Below are 24,195 nucleotides of genomic sequence, written 5' to 3'. Positions count from 1 at the left end.
TAGAAGGAAGTGACGCCGATGTTAGATAAATTAGGAATAAAGCGGATTACTTTAGCATTGCCGTTCCGCTTAAACCATGTTCATTGCTTCATCGCGGAGGAAGCGGACGGCTATAAGATTTTAGATACAGGTCTGCATAATGCAGCTGCAGAGAAAATATGGGAAAAGGAAATAGAAGGGAAACAAATTACGGACATTATTGTTTCCCATTATCACCCGGACCATTTTGGTTATGCAGGAAAACTGCAGGAACGAACCAATGCGCGCGTGTGGATGTCTGAAATTGATTTACAGGCGGCGCTGCAGGCCTGGGAGCAGCCCTTTTTAGAAAAGTTATGGGAGAATTATTATCGGGCGGGCATTCCCGAGGAGATAAGCAAGGCTTTGACGCAGAATACCGCCGCATTTGCACCATTAGTAACCCCTTATCCAAATGTGGAAAACATTTTAAAGGAAGGGGAAACGATTCAATTTGGGAAATATGCCTATGAGATTATACATACACCAGGTCATTCAGACGGTTTAGTCACCTTCTATAATCAGGAAAATAATGTGCTGCTGTCAACGGATCATGTTCTTCCGAGGATTACTCCGAATATTTCCTATTTGTTTCACGGTGACCCAAACCCGTTAGAAAATTATTTGAATTCCTTGGAGAAAATCAAGAAACTCGACATCGAATGGGTCATCCCGTCCCATGGTGACCCGTTCCCCAATGCATCCAAGCGAATTCAAGAAATAGAGGCCCATCATAAAGAAAGGTTGAGCAGTCTGAAGGAAATGCTGAAAACCGGCTTAACGGTCTACGAAACAATGGAAAAGCTGTTTCCAAAAAAGCTGGCAGTCCATGATACGCGGTTTGCGGTAGGTGAAACGGTCGCCCATTTAGAATATTTACGTCTGGCTGGAGAGTGCGAGCGCGAGTTGGCAGACGGTGTGTATATTTATCACGTGAGAAGCTAGCAGGCGATGTCGCCCATTTTAGAGCGGCAGCATTGTCTGCTAGTTCCTTTTTCTTTCTTTTCCGTGATTAATTGTTATAAGATGATAGAAAAGATAGGAAAGGATGGATGTCTGATATGAGTAATCACCTGCAGGATACAGTCACATTAAATAATGGCGTAGATATGCCTGCGTTTGGACTGGGAGTCTATAAAGTAGAAGAAGGGCAGACAGCAGTGGACGCAGTGAAAACTGCGCTGGAGCATGGTTATCGCAGTATTGATACCGCTTCTTTTTATCAGAATGAAATCAGTGTCGGGCAGGGTATCAAGAAGTCTGGCGTACCGAGAAAAGATATTTTTCTGACGTCAAAAGTGTGGAATGATGAGCAAGGCTATGACTCTACATTAGAAGCGTTTGAAAGAAGTCTTGAAAAATTAGATACCGATTATTTGGACCTTTACTTGATTCATTGGCCTGTAAAAGAAACGTTTATAAATACGTGGAAGGCAATGGAAAAGCTTTATCATGATGGGCGTGTCCGTGCCATCGGTGTGAGTAATTTTCATGTTCAGCATTTAGAACGGCTTTTAGCAGAAGCAGAGGTTGTTCCGGCAGTTGATCAAGTGGAATTTCATCCGCATCTGACGCAGGAAGGCTTGCGTGCTTTTTGTGAAAGACATGGCATTCAGCTGGAAGCTTGGTCTCCGCTAAAACGGGGAGAGCTGCTAAATCATCCAACGCTTGTTACGATTGGAGAGAAATACGGGAAGAATGCGGCGCAGATCATCTTAAGATGGGATGTCCAGCATCAAGTTGTTACCATTCCAAAATCAATCACTCCGGAACGCATCATTTCCAATGCGGATATATTTGATTTTGAATTAACGGGTGAGGAAATGAAACAGATCGATGCGTTGAATGAAAATAGCCGCTCTGGTTCCAATCCAGACGAATATGATAACTAATTCCCGGGCTTTTATCAGGGAGAACTGTAAAAAAATGCACTGCGCTGAAAAAATTCTGCGCAGCGCATTTTTTCTTATCGATCCCAAAAACGCTGTTTTGCCATTGCATTGACAAAGGCTTTATAGAAGCCGTCGGTCGGGGCTCTGCTTGTCAAGACGCCGGGGCGGTTTTGAAGATGAATTTCTTCTATCCACTTTGCTCCCTCATCAATACCGCCAATAGGCTTATAATGGTTAAACTGATCCACAATAAATTGATTCGTCATAAAATGAAAATCCCTGGTAGCGTATGGTCCGCCGATAACAAATAAACCATCGTATAGAAGCGGCGAACCGGTTAGAAATGTATCATCAACGGAAATCGTATCTCCGTCTGTTCCTTTCAATGTTCCGAGCCTTCTGCTTACAAAAACAGGCTCTAATCCTGCTTTTTCCCACGACGCCATCGCATTTTTTAAAGCATTACTGTCATATTGTTCGTCAATAATCACCCCGACCTTTAACGTATCCGCTCGAAATACTGTGTTTTGCATACTTAAAGCCGGCGAGGAAGCGATCACATCGGATTCTGGAATAGCTTCCGGCGGAGCAGGTACGCCAACCTCCTCGGCAACCGAAACAGCCAGCGGCCTGCTGATATGGGCAATCAGACGAACCGCGCGCTCCCGGACTTCCGGCTTTTTCACTTTTCCAAGCTCGAAACTGAATGCCTGCAGGATATGGCTTCTTTCCACCTCACTCATGCTGTTCCAAAAAAGTCGTCCTTGAGAAAAATGATCCTCAAAACTGGGTGCTGTCTGACGTACCTTTTTTCCTTCGACCAGAGAAGGATAGGTGACAAATCCGCCTTTATCGCCCGGCACAGGGGAAGGTGTATTATTCGCCAGATAATTTTGATGGTAGGCAACCTGTCCTTTATCAATCACATAACGTGCTGCACCATCACGATGATTATTATGCGCTGTGTGGATAGGGCGATTAATTGGGATTTGTTTGAAATTAGTGCCCACACGGTAAAATTGTGTATCTGCATAAGAGAACAGTCTGCCTTGCAGAAGCGGATCATTTGTAAAATCGATTCCGCGAACAATATTTCCCGGATGAAGCGCAACCTGTTCTGTCTCTGCAAATACATTCTCGACATTTTTGTTTAAAGTCATTTTCCCGATTTTCTTCAGGGGAATAAGCTCCTCCGGCCACAGCTTAGTAGAATCCAGAATATCGAAGTCAAAATCAAACTCCTGGTCCTCTCGAATCACTTGAATCCCAAGCTCGTATTCCGGGAAATTTCCTTTTTGGATATTTTCCCATAGGTCTCGCCGATGAAAATCTGGATCAGCACCGCCAATTTTCTGTGCTTCGTCCCAAATCAGAGAATGAACGCCTAAAACTGGCTGCCAGTGGAATTTACAAAAATGCGAGACACCTTCTTTATTGACGAGTCGGAATGTATGCACACCAAAGCCCTGCATGGTTCGAAAACTGCGGGGGATAGTGCGGTCGGACATAATCCACATCATCATAGCGGCAGATTCTTCATTCCTGCCGATAAAATCCCAAAATGTGTCATGCGCTGTCTGGCCCTGAGGGATTTCATTGTTTGGTTCTGGTTTTAGCGCGTGAATCAAATCGGGAAATTTAATGCCATCCTGAATAAAAAAGATTGGGATATTATTGCCGACTAAATCAAAGTTCCCTTCCTCCGTATAAAATTTGGTGGCAAATCCGCGCACATCCCGGAGCGTTTCATTAGCACCTCTGGAACCGGCAACTTGCGAAAAACGGACAAACACAGGTGTTTTTCTGCCCGCATCTTGTAAGAAATGTGCTTCTGTTAAATCGGATTGTGATTCATAGCATTTAAACACACCATGCGCTCCATAGCCGCGTGCATGAACATTTCTTTCCGGGATCCGTTCTCTATCAAAATGGGAGAGTTTTTCCCGGTATATAAAATCCTCCAATAACTGCGGACCGCGGTCTCCAGCACTTAGTGTGTTTTCATCATCCGAAATTTTAACCGATTCATCTGTTGTCATTAGTTTTCCTTCATTATCCCTATAAAATTTCTCCAGCTGTCTGATTTTTTTATTTTTTTCCGGTTCCAGGTTATTGTGGTCTGTCATGTCTTATCCTCCCTTTAAATGAATTTTTTTCACAGTAATAAGAGGATATTCGCTGGAAGAGGGAAATATGACCAGATGGGAGAAGGAAGGCGATTTGGTGTCGTTATAGCTTTTAAATAATTGGTTTGATTTATCAGGTTAATATAGTATTCTTAAAATAAGACAGACATGAGAGAGGGGAAAGGCATATGGGCTGGATAAATCTTGTCATGTTTATTATATTGGCAGTATTGGGATTGTGGGGGCTGATTTCCCGAGGGAAATGGCTGGAGGACGAATCAAAGAAAAATAAAAAATCTTAATATTTACAGATTTATCCTTGTTAACATTGTCTTGCCTGATAACAGATAAAAAAAGAGCCGTCCCCCGCGGGGATAGGCTCTTTTTTCCGTTGTAAAGGGAATGATGATGTTTGGCTGAATGCTTAGTCTTTCGGAAGCAGACCATGATGCTGTAATGCGTATAAAATGCCATCGTCACTTACATCCTTCGTAACAAATGCGGCTGCTTCCTTCACTTCCGGCAGGGCATTTCCCATGGCGACACTGTTAGGAACGAGCTGAAGCATTTCTATATCATTTAAACCGTCTCCGAAGGCGTATTGTCTTTCTGCCGGGAAATCGAGATACTCCAGCAGCTTTTTAATACCTAATGCTTTTGATCCGCCCTTTGGAAGGACATCTAATGATTTTGGATGCCAGCGGACAAAATCTAAGTTTGTGAATGTATCCTGATAAATCTTTTCCTCGCCTTCTGTGTTGAAAAGGAGGCTCTGATAAATGTCACTTTGCTGAGCCGTATTATGCTCTTCCTGTTCTGGATAAGCATCTACCTTTAATGTTGCAATGCTTTCTTCTATATATGGATGATCATTTGGAACGTTGGTTGTCATTTTTTTATCGTTCATATAGACAACAGGATGGTTATTTTTTAAAGCAAATGCGGTTAATTCCTCTAACGTCTCTGGGTTGATTGTATTTGCATAGACAACCTCCCCGCGACACACAACATACTGCCCGTTATAGCTTATGTACGTGTCAATACCTAATTCGTCGCGTAAATCATCAAATAAGAATTTTGCCCGGCCTGTTGCGATGGCAACCTCATGACCAAGTTCCTTCAGCTTGAAAATGGCTTTTTTCGTTGATTCAGGCAGGGTTCTTTCCTCTTCTGTCAATAATGTTCCATCAATATCAAAAAACAGAATACTTTTATCTGGTACCATTTAATCCCTCATTTCACCTTCATTATACGCTTCCTATTATGATGGAACTGCTGTATAGATTCAACTGTTGACCATTATAATAAACAAATTTATCTCTTATGATTATATTTCACAAATATATGTAAATCGCTTACAATAAAGATAGATGAGAAATAAGGAGTTAATTCATATGAAACGTCTGGTATTACTAATGATGATATGTATTCCTTTGTTCCTGGCAGGCTGTTTAAGTCCGAATAGCGCCCGGGTAGTCAATGATATGTATCAAGCTGCGATTATGGAGGAAGAAGAAAATGTAGCTTCCTACTTTTCAGAGGAGTATTTAAAAGAACATCCAATTGATGAATTAACGAGTGAATTAGCTGAAGATGCACGGACCATGTACGGTGTCAATATGATGAATATCACGCATATCCGCGAGAAAGAGCTGCAGGACAATTACATCGAATCGGCTGGGCTATCCGATAATCCGGATTTATCTGTTGTTACCGCACAGACAGACGAGCGGGAGGTAATGGTCTGGATGGTGGAGCGGGGGAGTGCCCAGTATACGATAATTCAAGGGGAAAGGTATGACTTTGATACATATAATGAAAATGTTCTTGAGTAAAAACACGGCGGGGCGCCGTGTTTTTTTTATTGGGCTTTCGAATATCCGCTTAAAAACGAACTCAGAATGTTTTTCTAAAATATTTCCATAGAGCATGTTTTACACTTCCACTGCATAGGATATAGAAATCGTTGTAAGATGGAGGGAGCCTGCGATGGATATTTTAAACAAAGTAAAAAACGATAGAGAAGCAGAAAAACAGCTGGTATGGGAAGGCACGTTTGCGGAATACTTAGAGCTGGTGAAAGAAAACCCGACAATCGCACAGACTGCACATTCCCGGGTATATAATATGATCAAAAGTGCAGGGGTCACGGAGAGAGATAACCATAAAATGTATGAGTTTTTTGGGTCAGCTATTTTTGGCCTGGAATCAGCAATTGAAAGCTTAGTAGAAGAGTATTTTCATCCGGCAGCAAGAAGGCTGGACGTCAGAAAACGAATTTTGCTGTTAATGGGACCGGTCAGCGGCGGGAAATCGACTATTGTCAGTTTGCTGAAGCGCGGTTTGGAGCAGTATTCACGTACCGATGAAGGGGCTGTGTATGCAATTAAGAATTGCCCAATGCATGAAGACCCTTTACACTTAATCCCACAGCATTTGCGGGAGGACTTCCATGAAGAATACGGTATTCGAATCGAGGGCAGCTTGTCCCCGCTGAATACCATGCGTTTAGAAAAGGAATATGGCGGCAGGATTGAAGATGTTAAGATACAGCGAATCTTTTTCTCAGAGGATAAAAGGGTAGGAATCGGGACATTTAGCCCGTCCGATCCGAAATCCCAGGATATTGCCGATTTAACCGGAAGCATCGATTTTTCCACGATTGCTGAGTTTGGGTCTGAATCCGATCCGCGTGCTTACCGGTTCGACGGGGAGTTAAATAAAGCCAACCGCGGAATGATGGAGTTTCAGGAGATTCTAAAAAGTGATGAAAAATTCTTGTGGCATCTGCTTTCACTGACACAGGAAGGAAATTTTAAAGCCGGAAGATTTGCGTTGATATCCGCAGATGAGCTGATTATAGCGCATACGAACGAATCAGAATATAAATCATTTATTTCTAATAAAAAGAATGAGGCACTTCATTCCAGAATGATTGTGATGCCGATTCCATACAACTTAAAGGTCAGTGAAGAGGAACGAATCTATAAGAAAATGATTCAGGAAAGTGATATTGCGGATGTACATGTGGCTCCTCATGCTTTACGGGCAGCGGCGATATTCTCCATTTTGACCCGATTGAAAGAATCGAAAAAACAGGGGATCGATGTCGTGAAGAAGATGCGGCTCTATGACGGGGAAAGTGTGGAAGGATATAATCAGATTGATATAGAGGAACTTTCAAATGAGTATACGGATGAGGGAATGGCAGGAATCGATCCGCGCTATGTCATCAACCGTATTTCCTCTACGATTATCCGTAAAGAAATCCCTTCTATCAATGCGCTGGATGTATTACGCTCGCTGAAAGAAGGGTTAAATCAGCATCCGTCTATTTCCAAGGATGATCTGGATAAATATTTAAATTATATTTCGATTGCACGGAAAGAATATGATGAGATTGCGAAAAAAGAAGTGCAGAAAGCATTTGTTTATTCGTATGAAGAATCAGCGAAGACCTTAATGGATAACTATCTTGATAATGTCGAGGCATATTGTAACCAGAATAAATTACGTGATCCGCTCACTGGAGAAGAAATGAATCCAGATGAAAAGCTGATGCGTTCCATTGAGGAGCAGATTGGCATCTCGGAAAATGCGAAAAAAGGCTTCCGGGAAGAAATCTTAATCCGTTTATCTGCTTATGCGCGTAAAGGAAAACGATTTGATTATCAATCACATGAGCGTTTGCGTGAAGCGATTCAAAAGAAACTATTTGCTGATTTGAAGGATGTTGTGAAAATTACAACCTCATCGAAAACACCGAATGAATCGCAGCTGAAGAAAATCAATGAGGTAATTGCCCGTCTGATTGATGAGCATGGGTATAATTCAGTGTCTGCAAATGAACTGCTGCGTTATGTAGGAAGTTTACTGAATCGATAAAGCATTGTTTATATTTATTCCATCTTAGAAAAATGAAAAGTGGTATCCAGACGAACATGGATACCACTTTTTAAGTTACCTGATAAAAGAAATAAGCTTTTCTAAAACTCAAATTCTTTTAATCCGTCTGCAATAACTTATCCCCTCTTGCATACAATAGATAAAGCATGTTTCTAAAACTGTTTGTACCGTAAACTGATGATTGGAAACAATTCAAATATAAGGAGAGGATTCGAGTGTCCAATGAGCAAGAGCATAATTTCGTCGTCTCCCAAGAAAACTGGTCTCTCCATCGAAAGGGTTATCAGGATCAGCAGCGCCATAATGAGAAAATAAAAGATGCCATCAAGAAAAACCTGCCTGACCTGGTCAGTGAAGAAAACATCATTATGTCCAATGGCAAGGATGTAGTGAAAATCCCGATTCGTTCGCTGGATGAATATAAAATCAGATATAACTATGAAAAATCAAAGCATGTAGGGCAAGGAAATGGAGATTCAGAGGTTGGAGATGTCGTCGCACGCGCGCCTGGAGACGGGCAGCAGGCAGGAGCAGGGAATGGCAAGAAAGCCGGGGATAAGCCGGGACAGGATTATTATGAATCGGAAGTATCCATTGCAGAGATAGAAGATGCATTATTCCGAGAATTAGAGCTTCCTAATCTGCAGGAAAAAGAAAAATCAGAGATTATTACGGAAAAAGTCGAATTTAATGATGTACGCAAAAAAGGATTAATGGGAAATGTAGATAAGAAACGAACGATATTAACCGCATTAAAACGGAATGCCCGGGAAGGAAAGGCACAAATTACGCCCATTTATAACGATGATCTCCGTTTCAAAACCTGGAATGAAGTCATCCGGCACGATTCCAAAGCGGTTGTCCTGGCGATGATGGATACAAGTGCTTCGATGGGTGCATTTGAGAAGTATATTGCCCGCAGTTTCTTTTTCTGGATGAACCGGTTTTTGAAAACAAAATATGAAAGTGTTGAATTTGAATTTATAGCACACCATACTGAAGCAAAAGTGGTGACAGAAGAGGCCTTTTTCTCAAAAGGAGAGAGCGGCGGAACGATTTGTTCATCCGCTTATTATAAAGCCCTGGAGGTCATTGAAGAAAAATATCCCCCGTCCCGCTATAATATTTATCCTTTTCATTTTTCAGACGGAGAGAATATTAGCTCGGATAACAAGACATGCATTGAGTTAGTCCATCAGCTGATGGAGAAATCGAATATGTTTGGTTATGGAGAAGTCAATGGCTATAACCGCTATTCTACGTTGATGAATGCTTATAAAACGATTGACCATCCGAAGTTTAAGCACTATGTGTTAAAGGAAAAAGCGGATGTCTATCATGCGATGAAAAGCTTTTTTCAAAAGGCAGCAGAACGTGTATAGAAAATAAAACGAACAGCTCAAAGAAATATACTAATCTTTGAGCTGTTTTATAGGAATGGCAAGATTTCATTCAGAGGACATAGACTAGTAGTAGCTGAATAAAGGGAGGAATCTACTTGAGCGAAACAAAGGAGTTAACAAAAGCTATCGAAGAAATTACGGAGGTAGCCAAAGGGTTTGGTCTGGATTTTTATCCGATGCGCTATGAGGTTTGTCCGGCGGATATTATTTATACATTTGGCGCGTATGGGATGCCGACACGTTTTACCCATTGGAGCTTTGGAAAGCAATTTCATAAGATGAAGCTGCAATATGATTTAGGCCTGAGCCAAATTTATGAGCTGGTAATCAATTCGGATCCTTGTTATGCCTTTTTATTAAATACGAACAGCCTGATTCAAAATAAGCTGATTATTGCCCACGTCCTGGCGCATTGTGATTTCTTTAAAAATAATGTCCGGTTTGCGAATACGCGCAAGGATATGGTGGAGAGTATGACAGCAACAGCGGAGCGTATCGCCCATTATGAAATGGTTCATGGCAAAGAAGAGGTGGAGAGCTTTTTAGATGCAATTTTATCGATTCAGGAGCATATTGATCCTTCGATTGTCCGGTTTAAACTGCCACCCAAAGCAGCGGATAATACAATGGAGGAGGACACTCATAAAAAACGCGGTGAGTACGATGATTTGTGGAGTTTAGATCAGCGCGGCAAAAGCTCACAGACGAAAAAGGTAAAAAGACAAAAGAAAATTCCCCCCTCTCCAGAAAAGGACTTATTATTATTTATTGAAGAATACAGCAGGGAGCTGGAGGATTGGCAGCGTGATGTATTAACGATGATGCGCGAGGAAATGCTTTATTTCTGGCCACAGTTAGAGACGAAGGTAATGAATGAAGGCTGGGCATCCTATTGGCATCAGCGCATTATGCGGGAATTAGATTTAACCTCCTCGGAAACGTTAGAATATGCAAAATTGAATGCCGGCGTCGTGCAGCCGTCCCGGACATCCATTAATCCATATTATTTAGGAATAAAAATCTTTGAAGATATTGAGGAGCGTTATAATAACCCAACGGAAGAAATGATAAGAAATGGATGTGAACCGAATAAAGGAAGAGATAAAATCTTTGAAGTAAGGGAGATGGAATCTGATATTTCCTTTATCCGCAACTATTTAACGAAGGAATTGGTCGCAAAAGAGGATATGTATCTTTTTGAAAAAAAAGGGAGAGATTATCGGATTACAGAAAAGGATTATGTAGAAGTACGCGATCAGCTTGTTTCCCAGCGTGTAAACGGCGGTTTTCCATATATTACGGTAGAAAACGGAGACTATCTTCGTAATGGAGAGCTCTATCTGCGCCATGGATTTGAAGGTATTGAGCTGGATATTAAATATTTGGAGCATGTTTTACCATATGTCTATCAATTATGGGGAAGAGCCGTTCATTTAGAAACAATCATTGAAGGAAAAGAAACACTGTATACGTATGATGGGAAAGAGATGCATAAGCAGCGGATTTGAAAAGGGTGAAGGCTGGTCAGATAGTTGACCAGCCTTTTATTTATTGCTTTGTAACTGGCTGCAGTACTGCTGCAATTAATAGGGGAATGAACAATCTAAATGAGAGTTGCGTTAATGTAAGCTAATTGCGTTCAGAGAATGGAACTTCATTAGAATAACATTCCAGATGGAAGATAGACGAGTAAGCCATAGCGGAAAATAACATAAAATACAGTAGTTGTTATGACTGCACCGCTAATTGATTTGAGCAGACGAATCGATGCTTTCGTCTCACTCTTTTGCAAATACCAAGTCATGAAACCAAGATATAGAAGGCTGCTGATAAAAAAGCCGATGAGCCAAATAAGGACGACATACAGAATAAGCGCAATTGCAGTAACAACTGTCCGAGTTGTAAAAATAATTCCCTCGGAATCCTTTTGTTTTGACTTACCAGCAATTGTTTGTATCAGCAGAATAATAGATAAAATTAACATCGTAATTAAAATAAAGAGTGGGAAGCCGATACTTAGTCTGTTCATAGACGATACGGTCGTTAAGCAAATAATACTCAACAATATAAACGTAATCGGGGTAGTCAGATCTTTGGATATTTTCATAAAATAACACCCACTTTACTAAATACTAGTTTTTGTCTACGCATTAGTACTGCGTTTCGTAACTAACTTCGTTATCAAAGGACTGAATAATGAAAGAAAACAGAGCGTCATGATACCGACGGTTAATGGTCTGGAGAAAAACAATGATAATAGTCCAGGAAACCCTTCGCTTATTAGATAAGCTTGTATAATTCCTTTTTCAGCAATTGGACCCAGTATAATACCGAGTACAATAGGAGCTGGAGAAAAACCACGTTCTGACATCATATAGGCAGCTAAACCAAAAAGAGCCAAAACGATAATATCCATGAAATTATTACGAATGGCAAAAGCGCCAATCATGGTTAAAAATACAATTGTAGGCACTAAATAATAAATAGGGATTTGAATGATTTTTCCAATATACTTTGATCCGAAAATAGCAAAGATGAGCATTAGAATATTTGCAATAATAAATCCGCCAATAAAGGTGTAGATAAGTGTAGCGTTAGAGGTAAATAAATTTGGCCCCGGCTGTATTCCTTGAATAAGCAGTGCGCCAATAAGAACAGCAGAGGGAGGGCCACCAGGAATACCCAGAGATAGCAGTGGAACAAGTGAGCCGCCTACTTCAGCATTGTTTGCAGTTTCAGAAGCAGCTACCCCTCGTTCGTCCCCTTTTCCAAATAGTTTATTTTGTTTAGAAAAACGAACTGCAGCGTCATAGGATAATAAACTAGCAACATTTCCGCCGGCGCCTGGTATCAATCCGACAGTAATACCGATAAGTGCAGAGCGCAGTAATAGTATAGGCCGCATTATCATTGATTTAAAAACTGTAAAAATATGAGCTTTTTCACTTTTAATTTTACTCATTTCTTCTTTTTCAGAATCCATTCCTTTAATCATGCGCATGACTTGAGGGATACAGAAAAAAGCAATAAGCAGTACAATAATTTCTAAACCACCTTGTAATGAGGAAGAGCCAAATGTAAAACGCGAGGAGCCTCCAAGGATAGAGATGCCAACTGTACTAAGCAGCAGTCCAAAACTTGCGCCAAGAGCCCCTTTTAACAGCGAACCCTGAGATAGAGTAGCTACAAGGGTGAGACCAAGTACAGCAATCCAGAAAAACTCAGAAGGTCCAAATTGCAGGGCAACACGTGCTAACAACGGACTTAAAAATAAGAGAGCTATACCTCCAAAGACCCCGCCAATCCCTGAACCGATAGAAGCAGTGATAAGTGCTTGTTCCGCCTTCCCTTTTTGAGCCATCGGATAGCCGTCAAAGGCTGTTGCAATGGAGGACGGTGTTCCCGGCGTATTGATTAAAATGGCGGCAATACAGCCTCCGAATATAGCACCGACATAAATCCCGCCAAGGGTGACGAGAGCAACATCTGGTGCCATGGAAAACGTAAATGGCAGCATAACTGCTAGAGCCATGGTAGCAGTTAATCCTGGAAGTGACCCGATAATTATCCCGCCAAGTACGCCAATCATTAGATAAAAAAAAGTCATTGGCGCAAATAGTGCAGCAAGAACTTCTGATATGATATCCATAAAGATTCGCTCCTCTCTAAGGGAGTTCCCTCATCATTTTTAAAGTTTCTTCTAGTTCTACCCGTTTTTGATCAATAAAAGCCTGGCTTTCATCCGCACCCATTTCCAGTGGTTCAAACCCTTCGCGAATCATTTCTTCTTGGATTTCGGGATCGGAAAGTATTTCAAGAAATGCGGTTTCTAATCGTTCAATTTCTTCGCGACTCGTACCGGGGGGCACAGCTACACCTCGTTCAATGCTGGCTGTAATATCTAACCCTAATTCTTGAAATGTAGGCACATCAGGCAAAGGTTCAAATCGTTCTTCTGAACCAATAGCCAAAATGTTGAAGTCATCTTGATAACTAAGTAAATCGGGTGAATTGGCAAGAACAGCAGTGGTTGTTCCGCTTAAAACGCTTTGAATAGTTTCGGATGAACCAAGAGATGGAACCGAGATAAGATCCACATTGGCTTTCGATTCTAGTTCTAACGCTAGTAAGTGCGAACCGGAGTATGAACCAGTCACAGAGACAGTTACAGACTCATTTTGCGCCTGTTCAATAAATTGTTCCATTGTTTCAATGCCACTGTCCTTGCTGACCGCTATTCCAATGGGCGTTCGCTGAAATAATACAACAGGTTCAATTTCATCAGTTTCATATCCAGTATCGTCATTTGTTAAGGGCTGTAAAATGATATGTGGTATATTAATACCTGCGAAAAAATGTCCGTCTGGAGGCTGGTTCACAAGCTCTGTCCAGCCAATAGCACCTCCAGCACCGTCTTTGTACATAATCGCAACGCTTTCATTCAAACTATTTTCTAAATAGGGAAGCTGCCGTCTAGCGTCTACATCAGATTGTCCTCCAGGCATAAATGGAATACTGTAAGTAAGCATGCGGTTTGGAAAAGTATCCCCGGCATCTTCATCCTCGTTCGGACTATTACAGGCACTAATGCAGATAAAAGGCACCATTATAAATAAAATAATCAACCAATGTTTATTCACCTAACCCCTCCTTGTAAGCGATTACAATATTTAGGTTAAATGACCCAACCAATGTAAGTACCATTAAATCATAATAGAGAATAAAAAGTCAATCATAATTCAAATTAATATGAAAATTAAATCTATAAAATTAATTTAGAAATTTATTGACGTGTTTTCGTTACTCTGTTTTAATTAGTTTATATTTGCTGGGTCATTAGTCTGACAGATATAATAGTTAAAGGAGACTCGGATGCTTGCTGTATCTTGTGTAGAAGGGATGTGAGCAAATGAAACCATCATTTAAAGAAAAGAAAGGTATATCAGAAAAAGTTGCTGATTATATTAAAGAACAAATTCGGTTAGGAGTTTATCCAGAGGGAGATAAAATTCCAAGTGAACGTGATATGGCAATTTCACTTGATGTGAGCCGTAATACAGTCAGGGAAGCATATAAAATTTTAGAAGCATATGGTTATTTAAAGGCAGAGCATGGCAGAGGAGTCTTTATCGCTTCGGAAGCAGAGCAGATAAGAAAAATGACCGATGCGTTTTTTGTGTCGGGTGATCAAATTAATGATCTCTATGCAGTAAGACTGGTGCTGGAGGAAGCGGTTGTTGAATGGGCGGTTTTAAATGGTACAGATGAACAAATTGCTGCATTGGATTCTATTGTCAATGATGCAATCGCGGCTGTAAAAGATGATAGCAATTCAGCAGATGTAGCAAATTATGATCTCCGTTTTCATCTCTGTTTAGCTGAAATGTCTAAAAATGAGGTTGCTAACCGTATCATGCATCACTTAATCGATTTATTAGCAAAAGCCCGGACGCAATCAATGCAAATCCCTAAAAGAGCTGAACAATCTGTTCAAGAGCATAGCGTTATCGTAGAAGCTATAAAAAATCGCGATGTAGATGGTGCAAAAAAGGCAATGAGACATCATATTGAAAGTATTGATAAGTCAGTTAGAGAAAAAAAGAAAACATAATCGCGGCACATATGTTATTATTTGTGCCGATTTTATATCCTAACTTGAACAGTTACTCTATTGTAAACAATATTTCTGAGAAATTGTATTAAATTCAGGAAGCATAGAAGTTGGAACGTCATCGATTTTACGAATTGTTAAATTTAATGTGATGATATAAAATATTCAGAATTTGGTATTGGGTGGTAATGATGGAGAAAAATAAAGTTACTTTTACAGAAAATGATAGACTTATTCTAAAATCATATAAAACTATGATTGAAGGTTTAGCTGATTATTTAGGGAGCGGTTATGAATTTGTCCTTCATAGCTTAGAAAATTTAAATGAGTCTGTCGTTCAAATAATAAATGGACATCATACGGGCAGGAAAGTAGGCGCTCCGGTAACGGATTTAGCATTATCTATGCTTACAGAACTGGAACAAGAGGAAGACAGTGGACATATTTCCTATAATACAACTAATAAAAAAGGAGAACCTTTAAAAGCAATAACCATTGTAATAAAAGGAGAGGATAATAAAAATATTGGTCTGTTATGTATTAATTTTTATTTAAATACACCATTATCAGATATAATTTCAAATTTGAGTAATTCTAAGGAGCATAATGTAGGGAATACATACGCTAAAGAGAGCTTTGTTGATAATGTCGACGAGTTAATTTTTCAAGCCGTAAGTCAGATTCAAAAAGAAGTTGAAATGGATGAAAGTGTACCTCACTTATTAAAAAACAAAATTATCGTATCAAAACTGTATAAACAAGGTGTTTTTCAATTTAAAGATGCTGTGGTAAAAATTGCTGAGATATTAGGCATCTCAAAAAATACAGTTTATATGCATTTAAGATCAATTAATTAGCTGACTAAAAAATTTTACAATATAAGGAGACAACTAAATAATAGTATGAACTTTTATTTTATATTTTTCTTTAAACCCACTGCTAACCTAGATGGGTTTAAATTTTGCATAAATTAAACGTTAAAAAAATGTGTTGACTAAAATATATTTCACTGATATTATGAAATGCATCAACTATATTTTATTTATTATCAACTGAAAAGACGAAATATTAATTATTCAGAGAATAATTAAAATAAATGAAAGGTGGTTAAGCTCATGGAAACGATTCGTACAAATGAAGCACCGGAAGCAATTGGACCTTATTCTCAAGCAAAAGAATTGAATGGAATAATTTATATGTCAGGTCAAATTCCTTTAAGTCCCTCTGACGGTCATGTTGTAGGAACTAGCATAAAAAAACAGACGGAACAAGTTATAAAAAATATTAATGGTGTACTTGAAGCTGCAGGATTATCTTTTAAAGATGTTGTTAAGACTACGTGTTTTTTAGCAAGTATGGACGACTTTGCAGAATTTAATGAAGTTTATGGAGAATATTTTGTTTCTAAACCTGCACGCTCCTGTGTTGCTGTGAAACAGTTGCCAAAGGAGGTTTTAGTAGAGATAGAAGTAATTGCATCTAAGAAACAATTATGAATGGAAGCTTTTCAAGAGCATTGTAAATAATAAAATAGAATTAAGCAAATAATGTTTGTGATTTATGTAAAGTTATTTTAAGAAGTACTATAAAAGGGGAAATTTTTTCTTGACATTGTAAGCGCTTTCTAATAATGTGTATTTAAATTACTAATTTGACCTATTGTTATCTCTTCAAAATGTATACGTATACATTTTGAAGAGATAACAAATTATAATTAATGTATACGTATACATTATTTGATTAATAGGAGGGCACGGATAGAAATGGTTTCTTCATTAGATGTTGCAAAATTTGCTGGTGTTTCACAAGCAACTGTATCAAGAGTATTAAATAATTCGCCTAAAGTAACTGAAAAAACAAAGAAGAAAGTTTATGCTGCGATTAAAGAATTAGGATATTATCCGAATTTAATTGCAAGAAGTCTTGTTACAAATGAAAACCGGACAATTGCTTTAATTTCAGGAGCAATAAATAATGATTTCTATGTAGAGACTACGGAATCTATTGTTAATAAAACAAATGAATTGGGATACAGAGTAATTGTATTTTTTGCAGAAGAAAATCAACCTGTAAATATTTTAGATTCTATTAAAGGAAGTAATGTTTCAGGAATACTTTTATCTTCAATATTTTTAGAGGATTCTCTTTTAGAGGAGTTAGAAAAGTCAGGAATACCATATATCTTTTTTAACCGAAGACCGACTAAAGGGGGGAATTATGTAGTCTTGGACAATAAAAAGGCATCATTCCTTAATGCAGAACACCTCATTAAACTTGGTCATACAAGAATAGCTTATATATCGAATGAATTTAGTAATATCTCAACTTTGTATGAAAGAAAATTAGGCTTTGATAAAGCGATGAGAAAATACAATTTGAATAATGATAAATATATAAGAATTATTGAGGGTACTGAGGAGGATTTAGAACTGACGATAGAAGAGTTATTAAATATGAAAACTCCACCTACATCAATAATCTGTACTACGGATCATATGGCTATGATTGTTATGAATTACCTGATTTCAAAAGGACTACGAATACCTGAAGATATTAGTCTTACTGGTTTTGATAATAATAAAATTACAGCTCACCAAGCAATTCAATTAACTACAGTATCACACAAAGAAAAATATAATATCGGTCGAATTGCTGCAGAAAAGTTATTTGAGATGATTGAAAATCCAACAAGAGAAAACCAAAATAATATTCAAATTGTTCTTGAACCAAAGCTTTTTAAGAGAAGTACTGCTGGAAAGAGTATATAAGCTTTATACAAATTATAAAATCAAAATACTTTGTTACATTTTAAAGTAATAAGAAGCCGAATGAAGCATATGTATTATTTTTAAATTTGTTGGGATGAAAAAAGTAACAAAGAAGCGGGCTAAAAAATATTCTATGAATAATTAGTAACTTATATAGTTGATTGCAATTTCTCTGTTTGAAGCAATTTCAAAAAAATATAAGGGGTAAAACTATGAAAAATAATTCTATGAAAAAAGTTGCAAGTGCAAGTTTCTTAGGTGCTTTTCTTGAATGGTATGACTTCTTTCTTTATGGTACAGCCTCTGCAATCGTTTTTAACCAACTTTTTTTTCCAAGTTTTGATCCGGTTGTTGGAACGATAGCGGCATTCGGTTCGTTAGCTAGTGGTTATTTAATCAGACCCATTGGTGGAATAGTCTTTGGACATTTTGGAGATAAAATAGGGCGAAAAAAAATTCTTGCGATTACGATGATATTAATGGGGGGAGCAACATTTTTAATAGGCCTTCTTCCAACTTATGCAACTATCGGTATATGGGCTCCAATCTTGCTAATATCACTTCGTATGGTACAAGGTTTTGCTTTGGGCGGGGAATATGGCGGTGCTGCACTATTATTAATTGAATATGCCCCAAGAAAAACTCGTGGCTTTTGGGGTGGTTTTTTACAATCAGCAACACCTTTAGGATCACTTGCTGCCACAGGTATATTTGCAATCATGGCTAGTATGCCAGAGAGCTTCTTTTTATCAATTGGCTGGAGAATTCCATTCTTAATCAGTATTGCACTTACACTGGTAGGACTATTTATTCGATTTAGTATAGAGGAGACACCAGCATTTAAAGAAGTTAAAGAAAGTGGTGCAGAAGAAAAATTTCCTTTACTTGAACTTTTTAGAACTTACTCTAAAAGTGTGTGGATAGCTATAGGAGCTAGGATGGCTGAAGGTATAAGTTTTAATATATTCAATGTATTTGTCATAACATATGTCACTACACAGGTTGGGTTACCAAATAGTATAGCTCTTATAGGTGTATCCATATCTTCCGCAGTAGCTATGTTGGTTTCTCCAATTTTGGGAAAACTATCCGATCGAATTGGAAGAAAGAAAGTTTATTTGATAGGAGCTATTTGGTTTACTGTATTTGCATTCCCTTTCTTTGCTTTGTTGGATACAGGAATTGTTTTTGTAGTTTATATAGCAATTGCTTTAGGATATGCTTTAGGAACGACTCCTATGTTCAGTATTCAATCTGTATTTTTTACTGAAATGTTTGGTACACGAGTTAGATATAGCGGACTTTCGTTTGTCTACCAGCTAGCTGGGATTGTAGCTGGAGTCACCCCACTTGTTGCAACATCGTTATTGCTATTGAACGATGGAAATCCATTATATATAATTCTTTATATTATGGGGATGGGAATCATAACTGTGGTCTCTGTATTCTTTACAAAGGAAACATATAAAACGGATGTTTCTGAACAAGAAAAGGCTGCAATGGAAGAAGTAAATGTAAAATAAAGCTGATAAAATATCTGGTTAGGTGTTAAAAAATCATAGTAAATTATAGTTTGTAAAAACAGAATAATCTTACAATTTTATATTTAAAAGTAATCAAAAATAATGGGAGGATGATTTACAGTGAGTATGAAAAAAATGTTTATAAACGGTATTTGGAGTGAAGCAATATCAGGTGAGAAATACAAAGTGAAAAACCCGGCAACAGGAAAAATAATTTATGAAGTAGCATATGGCGATGAACAAGATGCAAATAAAGCAATTGAGGCTGCAAATGAAGTGTTTGCAACCTGGTCTGCAAAAAGTGTGAATGAACGTTCCAAGTATTTATATAAACTCTACCAAATAATGCTAGAAGAAAAAGAGAGCCTTGCAGAGGCTATTACACTTGAAATGGGGAAGCCAATTAATGAATCACGTGGTGAAGTGAATATAGCTGCTGAATATGTTTTATGGTACGCAGAAGAAGCTAGAAGATTATACGGTGAAATTATTCCAGCATCAACAACGAATAAACGTCTACATGTGCTAAAACAACCTGTAGGTCCAGTTGCTGCAATTACGCCTTGGAATTTCCCTGTTTCAATGCTCACTAGAAAATTGGCTCCAGCGTTAGCTGCAGGGTGTACTGTAGTGTTAAAGCCAGCAAGTTATACTCCAAATAGTGCAGTAAAGCTATTTGAATGTATTGAAAAAGCTGAATTTCCAAAAGGAGTGGCTAACTTGATTATGGGAAGATCGAGTCGTATCGGCGGTGCCTTCACAAACAATAAGTTGATTAAGAAGATTACTTTTACTGGTTCAACAGATGTCGGAAAACAACTGATGGAGGCGGCAAGTAAACAAGTGAAGCGCGTATCAATGGAACTTGGCGGTCACGCACCGTTTATTGTATTTGAAGATGCAGATCTTGAAAAGGCAGCAGAAGGAGTAATCATAAGTAAATACAGAAACGCTGGTCAAACTTGTATTTGCTTAAATCGTTTATATGTTCACCGTTCCATTAAAGAAAAATTTGAAAAAATCTTAAAAGAAAAAGTAGAACAGTTAGTCATAGGGGATGGGATAGAGGAAGCTACGGAAGTTGGCCCATTAATTGATGAAAGTGCTTATGAAAAAGTAACATATCATGTGAAAGATGCGTTAGATAAGGGGGCGGTTCTTGTTACTGGTGGCGAGCTTGAAAAAGAAGGAACGTTATTTTATAAACCGACTGTATTAACACACGTAACAAATGAGATGGTAATTACAAATGAAGAAACCTTTGGTCCGGTCTGCCCCATTTACGAATTTGATACGGAAGAGGAAGCAATTCAAAAAGCAAATGATTCTATCTATGGTCTTGCTGCTTATTACTATACAAGAGATCTCGGAAAAGCACTGCGTGTTGGTGAAAGATTAGATTACGGAATAATTGGTGTTAATGATGCTGTACCTACAACAGTTCAAGCCCCATTCGGAGGTATGAAGGAAAGTGGAACTGGTCGTGAAGGCGGTCGTCAGGGGATAGAAGGATTTTTAGAAGATAAATTTTTATCAATAGATATTGAGTAATTACACTGCATTTACCAATCAGTTTTTAAATAATTAACAAAAAAATATATATTTAAAATAATTGATTTATTTTAAAGAGTATGATTTAATGGAAATATCATTAATGGTTGGGTCACTGAACCATTAATGATATGAATTTCCTCTAAACTGAATTACTTTGCTATATTAAAATATGTAAAAATAAATTTATGGAGGAATAATATATGAAAATCGGATTTATTGGATTAGGAAAAATGGGTGGGGGCTTAGCGCGAAATTTAATCTTAACTGGAAATGACGTTAAATTATATGACATAAATGAAGATGCAGTAGCTGCTATTCTAAAAAACGGCGGAGCTAAGGCTTCCTCTTTGGATGACCTTACTGATAGTGTTGATGTTTTATTTACTAGTTTACCTCTGCCAATCCATTTGACAAAAATGCTAATTGAAGACGGAGTATTAGAGAAGATGAAAAAAGATTCAGTTGTCGTTGATGTAAGTACAATCAATCCGCAAACAGCAACGAAAATCAAGAATGAAGCAAATAAATTTGGAGTACAATTTCTTGCTTGTCCATTAGGGAAAGGACCAAAACAGGCTTATGAAGGAACACTTCCAATTTTTGCAGGAGGAGATGAGTCTACTTATAAGCGTTTAGAAAAGATTTTAAATCAAATTGGTGAACCCTATTACTTAGGGGATGTAGAACAATCAACTGCGTTTAAATTAATTAGCAATATGATTGGTATGACCAATTTACTTGTTATGTCAGAAGGGTTAAAATTGGGATTTGATGCTGGTATAGACCCCGAACAGTTAAAGCAGCTCCTACATGATACTGGGGCGGATTCAGCTCAACTAAATTTAAGAGGACCATTAGTGCTTGATAATAATTATGATCCAATGTTTTCAGTGAATCTTGCATTGAAAGATGTCGGTCTAGGGCTAGAAATGGCAAAAGCAAGCAATAATAAAACGGAATTAAGCCAGATTACATTAAATTATTTAGAAGAAGCCAGCAAACAGGGGTATGGTGATAAAGATTGTGCTGCCATATTTAAAGTCTATTAGTTTGTAATTTTTCCTGATAAAAAATAATTTTATGTTTATAAAGAGATAGAAAGAAGTACTCTATTTAATTTTTTAGACAAGGAGGTTTTCGTTTGAGAATTCTTATAACAGAACTAATTTGGGATCAGGGAATCGAGAGGTTAGAGCAAGAAGGATATTCCATTGATTATGATAAAGAGCTGGGGAGAGACAGAGAAAAACTATTATCGATTATTTCAAATTATGACGGGTTAATTGTTCGAAATGAAACAAAGGTAGATTCCGAACTGTTGGATAAAGGCACCAATTTAAAAGTGATAGGTCGATTAGGAGTAGGCCTGGATAATATTGATTTAAATACAGCACGTAATAAAAAAATACCAGTAATTGCAGCTAAGCATGCTAATGCAACTTCTGTTTCGGAGTATGTTCTCAGTGCAATGCTGGATGCTTATAGGAATATTTCAGTAGCGGCTCTGGATGTTCAGGAAGGAAACTGGGCACGAAAAAAGTTTACTGGGGTTGAATTAAGCGGGAAAACATTAGGGTTATATGGGTTGGGTGAAATAGCACATCGAGTTGCTAAAAGAGCCAATGCATTTGGAATGAATGTAGTTGGATACGACCCGTTTATCACACCATATGAGCATATTATTTCAGAAACAGGTGTTAAACGGGTGAGCGCTTTTGAAGATTTAATTACAATGTCAGATTTTATTTCCATTCATGTCCCTTTGACGAAGGAAACGGAGAATATATTCAATCTAGAAGCATTTTCAAAGATGAAGGAAAGCGCATACATCATTAATACAGCACGAGGAGGGATAGTAAATGAAGCTGATTTATGCAAAGCTGTGGATTTCAAAGAAATAGCAGGAGCGTATTTGGATGTTTTGGAGACAGAGCCTGTTCAGCCAGATTCTTTACTACTAAATATAGATTCTATTCATCTAACGCCGCATATTGCCGGCCTGACAGAGGAATCACAGCTGAGAACTTCTTTACTTGTAGCGGAGGAAGTATCGAATATCTTAAAAGGAAAGCGATCACTCTGCAGCGTATGATTCATCCGTTCAAAATGCGTGTTATATTTACAAAATTTAAATAAAGGTGGAATAGCAGATGAATTATAGTTACGTTTCACATTTATATTGTCCGAAGTGTTCCAAAAAATATGAAGCTGATGTAGTCCAGAATTTATGTGATTGCGGATCGCCGTTACTGGTAGAATATGATTTGGATTCATTAAAAAAGGATTGGAAAAAGTCAGACCTGAACGGAAGAGAAAATAATCTGTGGCGTTATCATGAATTGCTGCCAGTAAAAGATAAAAACAATGTTGTTTCCATGGGGGAAGGAATGACGCCTCTTATTGAAATGCAGGCAATTGGAAATGATATGGAGATCGAAAATTTGTATATGAAGGACGAAGGAATTATTCCTACGGGGACTTTTAAAGCGCGTGGCGCTGCTGTAGGGATTTCTAAAGCAAAAGAATTAGGCGTCAAAGAACTGGCTATGCCCACGAATGGAAATGCTGGAGCATCCTGGTCATTATTTGCCGCAAGAGCGGGGATTTCCTCTACTATCGTCATGCCGATAGATGCACCTAAAATTACAAGAAATGAGTGCGCTGTCTCCGGAGCGAATTTGTATTTAGTAAACGGATTGATTAGTGACGCCGGGAAAATTGTTGGAGAAGCAGTAAAGGAACACGGCTTATACGATGTCTCTACTTTAAAGGAGCCCTATCGTATTGAAGGTAAGAAGACAATGGGGCTTGAGATTGTAGAACAGTTCAATTGGGAGATACCTGATGTGATACTTTATCCTACAGGCGGTGGAGTTGGATTGATCGGCATTTATAAAGCGTTAAAAGAATTACAAGCACTTGGCTGGATTGACGAAGAGAAAATGCCGCGGCTTGTAGCTGTTCAATCTGAAGGCTGTGCGCCGATTGTAAAAGCATGGGAGAAAGGGAAAAAAGAATCGGAATTCTGGAATGAATCGGAAACCATTGCTTTTGGGATTAACGTGCCTAAAGCATTAGGTGATTTCTTGGTACTCAATGCAGTATATGAAACAAATGGTTGTGCAGTATCTATTAGTGATGAAGCTGTTTTAGAAGAACAAAAGCTGCTCTCACAAAAAGAAGGAACCTTTGTATGTCCAGAAGGAGCCGCAGCTTTTTATGCAGCACGCCAGTTACGAAAGAATGGCTGGATAACAGAAGAAGAGAAAGTAGTTGTACTAAATACAGGTGCCGGAATTAAGTACCCAAATACAGTGGAGGTAGATGTTCAGGTATTAGAAAAAAATGAATCGATACAACCAGCTAATGATAGAACTGCAAAGAAACTTTAACT

Annotated in this window: 20 protein-coding genes; 15 read left to right on the top strand and 5 right to left on the bottom strand. The window is 38.3% G+C overall.

Annotation, left to right across the window (positions count from 1 at the left end; translation table 11 throughout):
* The first annotated feature begins 18 nt into the window (after nt 1-18).
* Complete coding sequence (locus MKY65_RS19265) at nt 19-963, top strand: MBL fold metallo-hydrolase (protein WP_339179693.1); 945 nt, start codon at nt 19-21, stop codon at nt 961-963.
* A 116-nt stretch (nt 964-1,079) separates the two neighbouring features.
* On the top strand, nt 1,080-1,910 hold the full coding sequence (locus tag MKY65_RS19260) for an aldo/keto reductase (protein ID WP_339179692.1): 831 nt from the start codon (nt 1,080-1,082) through the stop codon (nt 1,908-1,910).
* 74 nt (nt 1,911-1,984) lie between these two features.
* Here MKY65_RS19260 and MKY65_RS19255 read toward each other — a convergent pair whose 3' ends face one another.
* Nucleotides 1,985-4,018 carry a catalase gene (locus tag MKY65_RS19255; RefSeq protein WP_339185319.1) on the bottom strand — a complete coding sequence of 678 codons (2,034 nt, stop codon included), beginning with the start codon at nt 4,016-4,018 and terminating at the stop codon, nt 1,985-1,987.
* Between the two features lie 442 nt (nt 4,019-4,460).
* The gene (locus MKY65_RS19250; protein WP_339179690.1) at nt 4,461-5,261 is read right to left on the bottom strand and encodes a Cof-type HAD-IIB family hydrolase; all 801 of its coding nucleotides are present in this window, start codon (nt 5,259-5,261) and stop codon (nt 4,461-4,463) included.
* A gap of 169 nt (nt 5,262-5,430) precedes the next feature.
* Between MKY65_RS19250 and MKY65_RS19245 the strand changes: the two genes are divergently transcribed.
* The 4 genes from MKY65_RS19245 (at nt 5,431) to MKY65_RS19230 (ending at nt 10,853) form a co-directional block, all read left to right on the top strand.
* Nucleotides 5,431-5,871 carry a hypothetical protein gene (locus MKY65_RS19245; RefSeq protein ID WP_339179688.1) on the top strand — a complete coding sequence of 147 codons (441 nt, stop codon included), beginning with the start codon at nt 5,431-5,433 and terminating at the stop codon, nt 5,869-5,871.
* 154 nt (nt 5,872-6,025) lie between these two features.
* Nucleotides 6,026-7,921, top strand: coding sequence for a PrkA family serine protein kinase (locus tag MKY65_RS19240; protein ID WP_339179686.1), 1,896 nt, complete (start codon nt 6,026-6,028; stop codon nt 7,919-7,921).
* 236 nt (nt 7,922-8,157) lie between these two features.
* Nucleotides 8,158-9,324, top strand: a complete 1,167-nt coding sequence (gene yhbH, locus MKY65_RS19235) for a sporulation protein YhbH (RefSeq protein ID WP_339179685.1) — start codon at nt 8,158-8,160, stop codon at nt 9,322-9,324.
* A 110-nt stretch (nt 9,325-9,434) separates the two neighbouring features.
* Nucleotides 9,435-10,853 (top strand): SpoVR family protein, encoded by a 1,419-nt coding sequence (locus tag MKY65_RS19230; protein WP_339185318.1) that lies wholly within the window; start codon nt 9,435-9,437, stop codon nt 10,851-10,853.
* Nucleotides 10,854-11,002: 149 nt separating this feature from the next.
* Here the strand turns inward: MKY65_RS19230 and MKY65_RS19225 are convergent, their stop codons facing one another.
* From MKY65_RS19225 to MKY65_RS19215, 3 genes are read right to left on the bottom strand one after another with little or no spacing between them, the layout of a single operon-like run.
* Nucleotides 11,003-11,452 (bottom strand): tripartite tricarboxylate transporter TctB family protein, encoded by a 450-nt coding sequence (locus MKY65_RS19225; protein WP_339179682.1) that lies wholly within the window; start codon nt 11,450-11,452, stop codon nt 11,003-11,005.
* Between the two features lie 36 nt (nt 11,453-11,488).
* Nucleotides 11,489-12,994, bottom strand: a complete 1,506-nt coding sequence (locus MKY65_RS19220) for a tripartite tricarboxylate transporter permease (RefSeq protein WP_339179679.1) — start codon at nt 12,992-12,994, stop codon at nt 11,489-11,491.
* A gap of 16 nt (nt 12,995-13,010) precedes the next feature.
* Nucleotides 13,011-13,985, bottom strand: coding sequence for a tripartite tricarboxylate transporter substrate binding protein (locus MKY65_RS19215; protein ID WP_339179678.1), 975 nt, complete (start codon nt 13,983-13,985; stop codon nt 13,011-13,013).
* A 269-nt stretch (nt 13,986-14,254) separates the two neighbouring features.
* Here MKY65_RS19215 and MKY65_RS19210 point away from each other — a divergent pair, with 269 nt between their 5' ends.
* The 9 genes from MKY65_RS19210 (at nt 14,255) to MKY65_RS19170 (ending at nt 24,193) form a co-directional block, all read left to right on the top strand.
* On the top strand, nt 14,255-14,956 hold the full coding sequence (locus MKY65_RS19210) for a FadR/GntR family transcriptional regulator (protein WP_339179675.1): 702 nt from the start codon (nt 14,255-14,257) through the stop codon (nt 14,954-14,956).
* 188 nt (nt 14,957-15,144) lie between these two features.
* Entirely contained in the window at nt 15,145-15,813 is a 669-nt protein-coding gene (locus MKY65_RS19205; protein ID WP_339179674.1) for a PAS domain-containing protein, read from the top strand.
* 258 nt (nt 15,814-16,071) lie between these two features.
* Nucleotides 16,072-16,452: a RidA family protein gene (locus MKY65_RS19200; protein ID WP_339179671.1), complete on the top strand. Its 381-nt coding sequence runs from the start codon at nt 16,072-16,074 to the stop codon at nt 16,450-16,452.
* Nucleotides 16,453-16,719: 267 nt separating this feature from the next.
* Nucleotides 16,720-17,724 carry a LacI family DNA-binding transcriptional regulator gene (locus MKY65_RS19195; protein ID WP_339179669.1) on the top strand — a complete coding sequence of 335 codons (1,005 nt, stop codon included), beginning with the start codon at nt 16,720-16,722 and terminating at the stop codon, nt 17,722-17,724.
* A gap of 212 nt (nt 17,725-17,936) precedes the next feature.
* Nucleotides 17,937-19,247 (top strand): MFS transporter, encoded by a 1,311-nt coding sequence (locus tag MKY65_RS19190; protein WP_339179666.1) that lies wholly within the window; start codon nt 17,937-17,939, stop codon nt 19,245-19,247.
* A gap of 126 nt (nt 19,248-19,373) precedes the next feature.
* Nucleotides 19,374-20,798, top strand: coding sequence for an NAD-dependent succinate-semialdehyde dehydrogenase (locus MKY65_RS19185; protein ID WP_339185316.1), 1,425 nt, complete (start codon nt 19,374-19,376; stop codon nt 20,796-20,798).
* A 203-nt stretch (nt 20,799-21,001) separates the two neighbouring features.
* A complete protein-coding gene (locus MKY65_RS19180; RefSeq protein ID WP_339179664.1) occupies nt 21,002-21,850 on the top strand; it encodes an NAD(P)-dependent oxidoreductase in 849 nt (282 codons plus the stop codon).
* Nucleotides 21,851-21,942: 92 nt separating this feature from the next.
* Entirely contained in the window at nt 21,943-22,893 is a 951-nt protein-coding gene (locus MKY65_RS19175; RefSeq protein WP_339179662.1) for a hydroxyacid dehydrogenase, read from the top strand.
* 58 nt (nt 22,894-22,951) lie between these two features.
* Nucleotides 22,952-24,193: a threonine synthase gene (locus MKY65_RS19170; protein WP_339179659.1), complete on the top strand. Its 1,242-nt coding sequence runs from the start codon at nt 22,952-22,954 to the stop codon at nt 24,191-24,193.
* The last annotated feature ends 2 nt before the right edge of the window (nt 24,194-24,195 follow it).

The sequence above is a fragment of the Oceanobacillus sp. FSL W7-1293 genome (assembly GCF_037969815.1).
Classification (GTDB): Bacteria; Bacillota; Bacilli; order Bacillales; family Amphibacillaceae; genus Oceanobacillus; species Oceanobacillus oncorhynchi.
The sequence above is the reverse complement of the archived record's forward strand: the minus strand, read 5'-3'. Positions and strand labels throughout refer to the sequence as shown.

Bases quoted from the DNA above. Each gene is read 5' to 3' on its own strand.
- MKY65_RS19265 (WP_339179693.1), top strand. From the start codon at position 19: ATGTTAGATAAATTAGGAATAAAGCGGATTACTTTAGCATTGCCGTTC.
- MKY65_RS19260 (WP_339179692.1), top strand. From the start codon at position 1,080: ATGAGTAATCACCTGCAGGATACAGTCACATTAAATAATGGCGTAGAT.
- MKY65_RS19250 (WP_339179690.1), bottom strand. From the start codon at position 5,261: ATGGTACCAGATAAAAGTATTCTGTTTTTTGATATTGATGGAACATTA.
- MKY65_RS19245 (WP_339179688.1), top strand. From the start codon at position 5,431: ATGAAACGTCTGGTATTACTAATGATGATATGTATTCCTTTGTTCCTG.
- MKY65_RS19240 (WP_339179686.1), top strand. From the start codon at position 6,026: ATGGATATTTTAAACAAAGTAAAAAACGATAGAGAAGCAGAAAAACAG.
- MKY65_RS19225 (WP_339179682.1), bottom strand. From the start codon at position 11,452: ATGAAAATATCCAAAGATCTGACTACCCCGATTACGTTTATATTGTTG.
- MKY65_RS19220 (WP_339179679.1), bottom strand. From the start codon at position 12,994: ATGGATATCATATCAGAAGTTCTTGCTGCACTATTTGCGCCAATGACT.
- MKY65_RS19210 (WP_339179675.1), top strand. From the start codon at position 14,255: ATGAAACCATCATTTAAAGAAAAGAAAGGTATATCAGAAAAAGTTGCT.
- MKY65_RS19205 (WP_339179674.1), top strand. From the start codon at position 15,145: ATGATGGAGAAAAATAAAGTTACTTTTACAGAAAATGATAGACTTATT.
- MKY65_RS19200 (WP_339179671.1), top strand. From the start codon at position 16,072: ATGGAAACGATTCGTACAAATGAAGCACCGGAAGCAATTGGACCTTAT.
- MKY65_RS19195 (WP_339179669.1), top strand. From the start codon at position 16,720: ATGGTTTCTTCATTAGATGTTGCAAAATTTGCTGGTGTTTCACAAGCA.
- MKY65_RS19190 (WP_339179666.1), top strand. From the start codon at position 17,937: ATGAAAAATAATTCTATGAAAAAAGTTGCAAGTGCAAGTTTCTTAGGT.
- MKY65_RS19185 (WP_339185316.1), top strand. From the start codon at position 19,374: ATGAAAAAAATGTTTATAAACGGTATTTGGAGTGAAGCAATATCAGGT.
- MKY65_RS19180 (WP_339179664.1), top strand. From the start codon at position 21,002: ATGAAAATCGGATTTATTGGATTAGGAAAAATGGGTGGGGGCTTAGCG.
- MKY65_RS19170 (WP_339179659.1), top strand. From the start codon at position 22,952: ATGAATTATAGTTACGTTTCACATTTATATTGTCCGAAGTGTTCCAAA.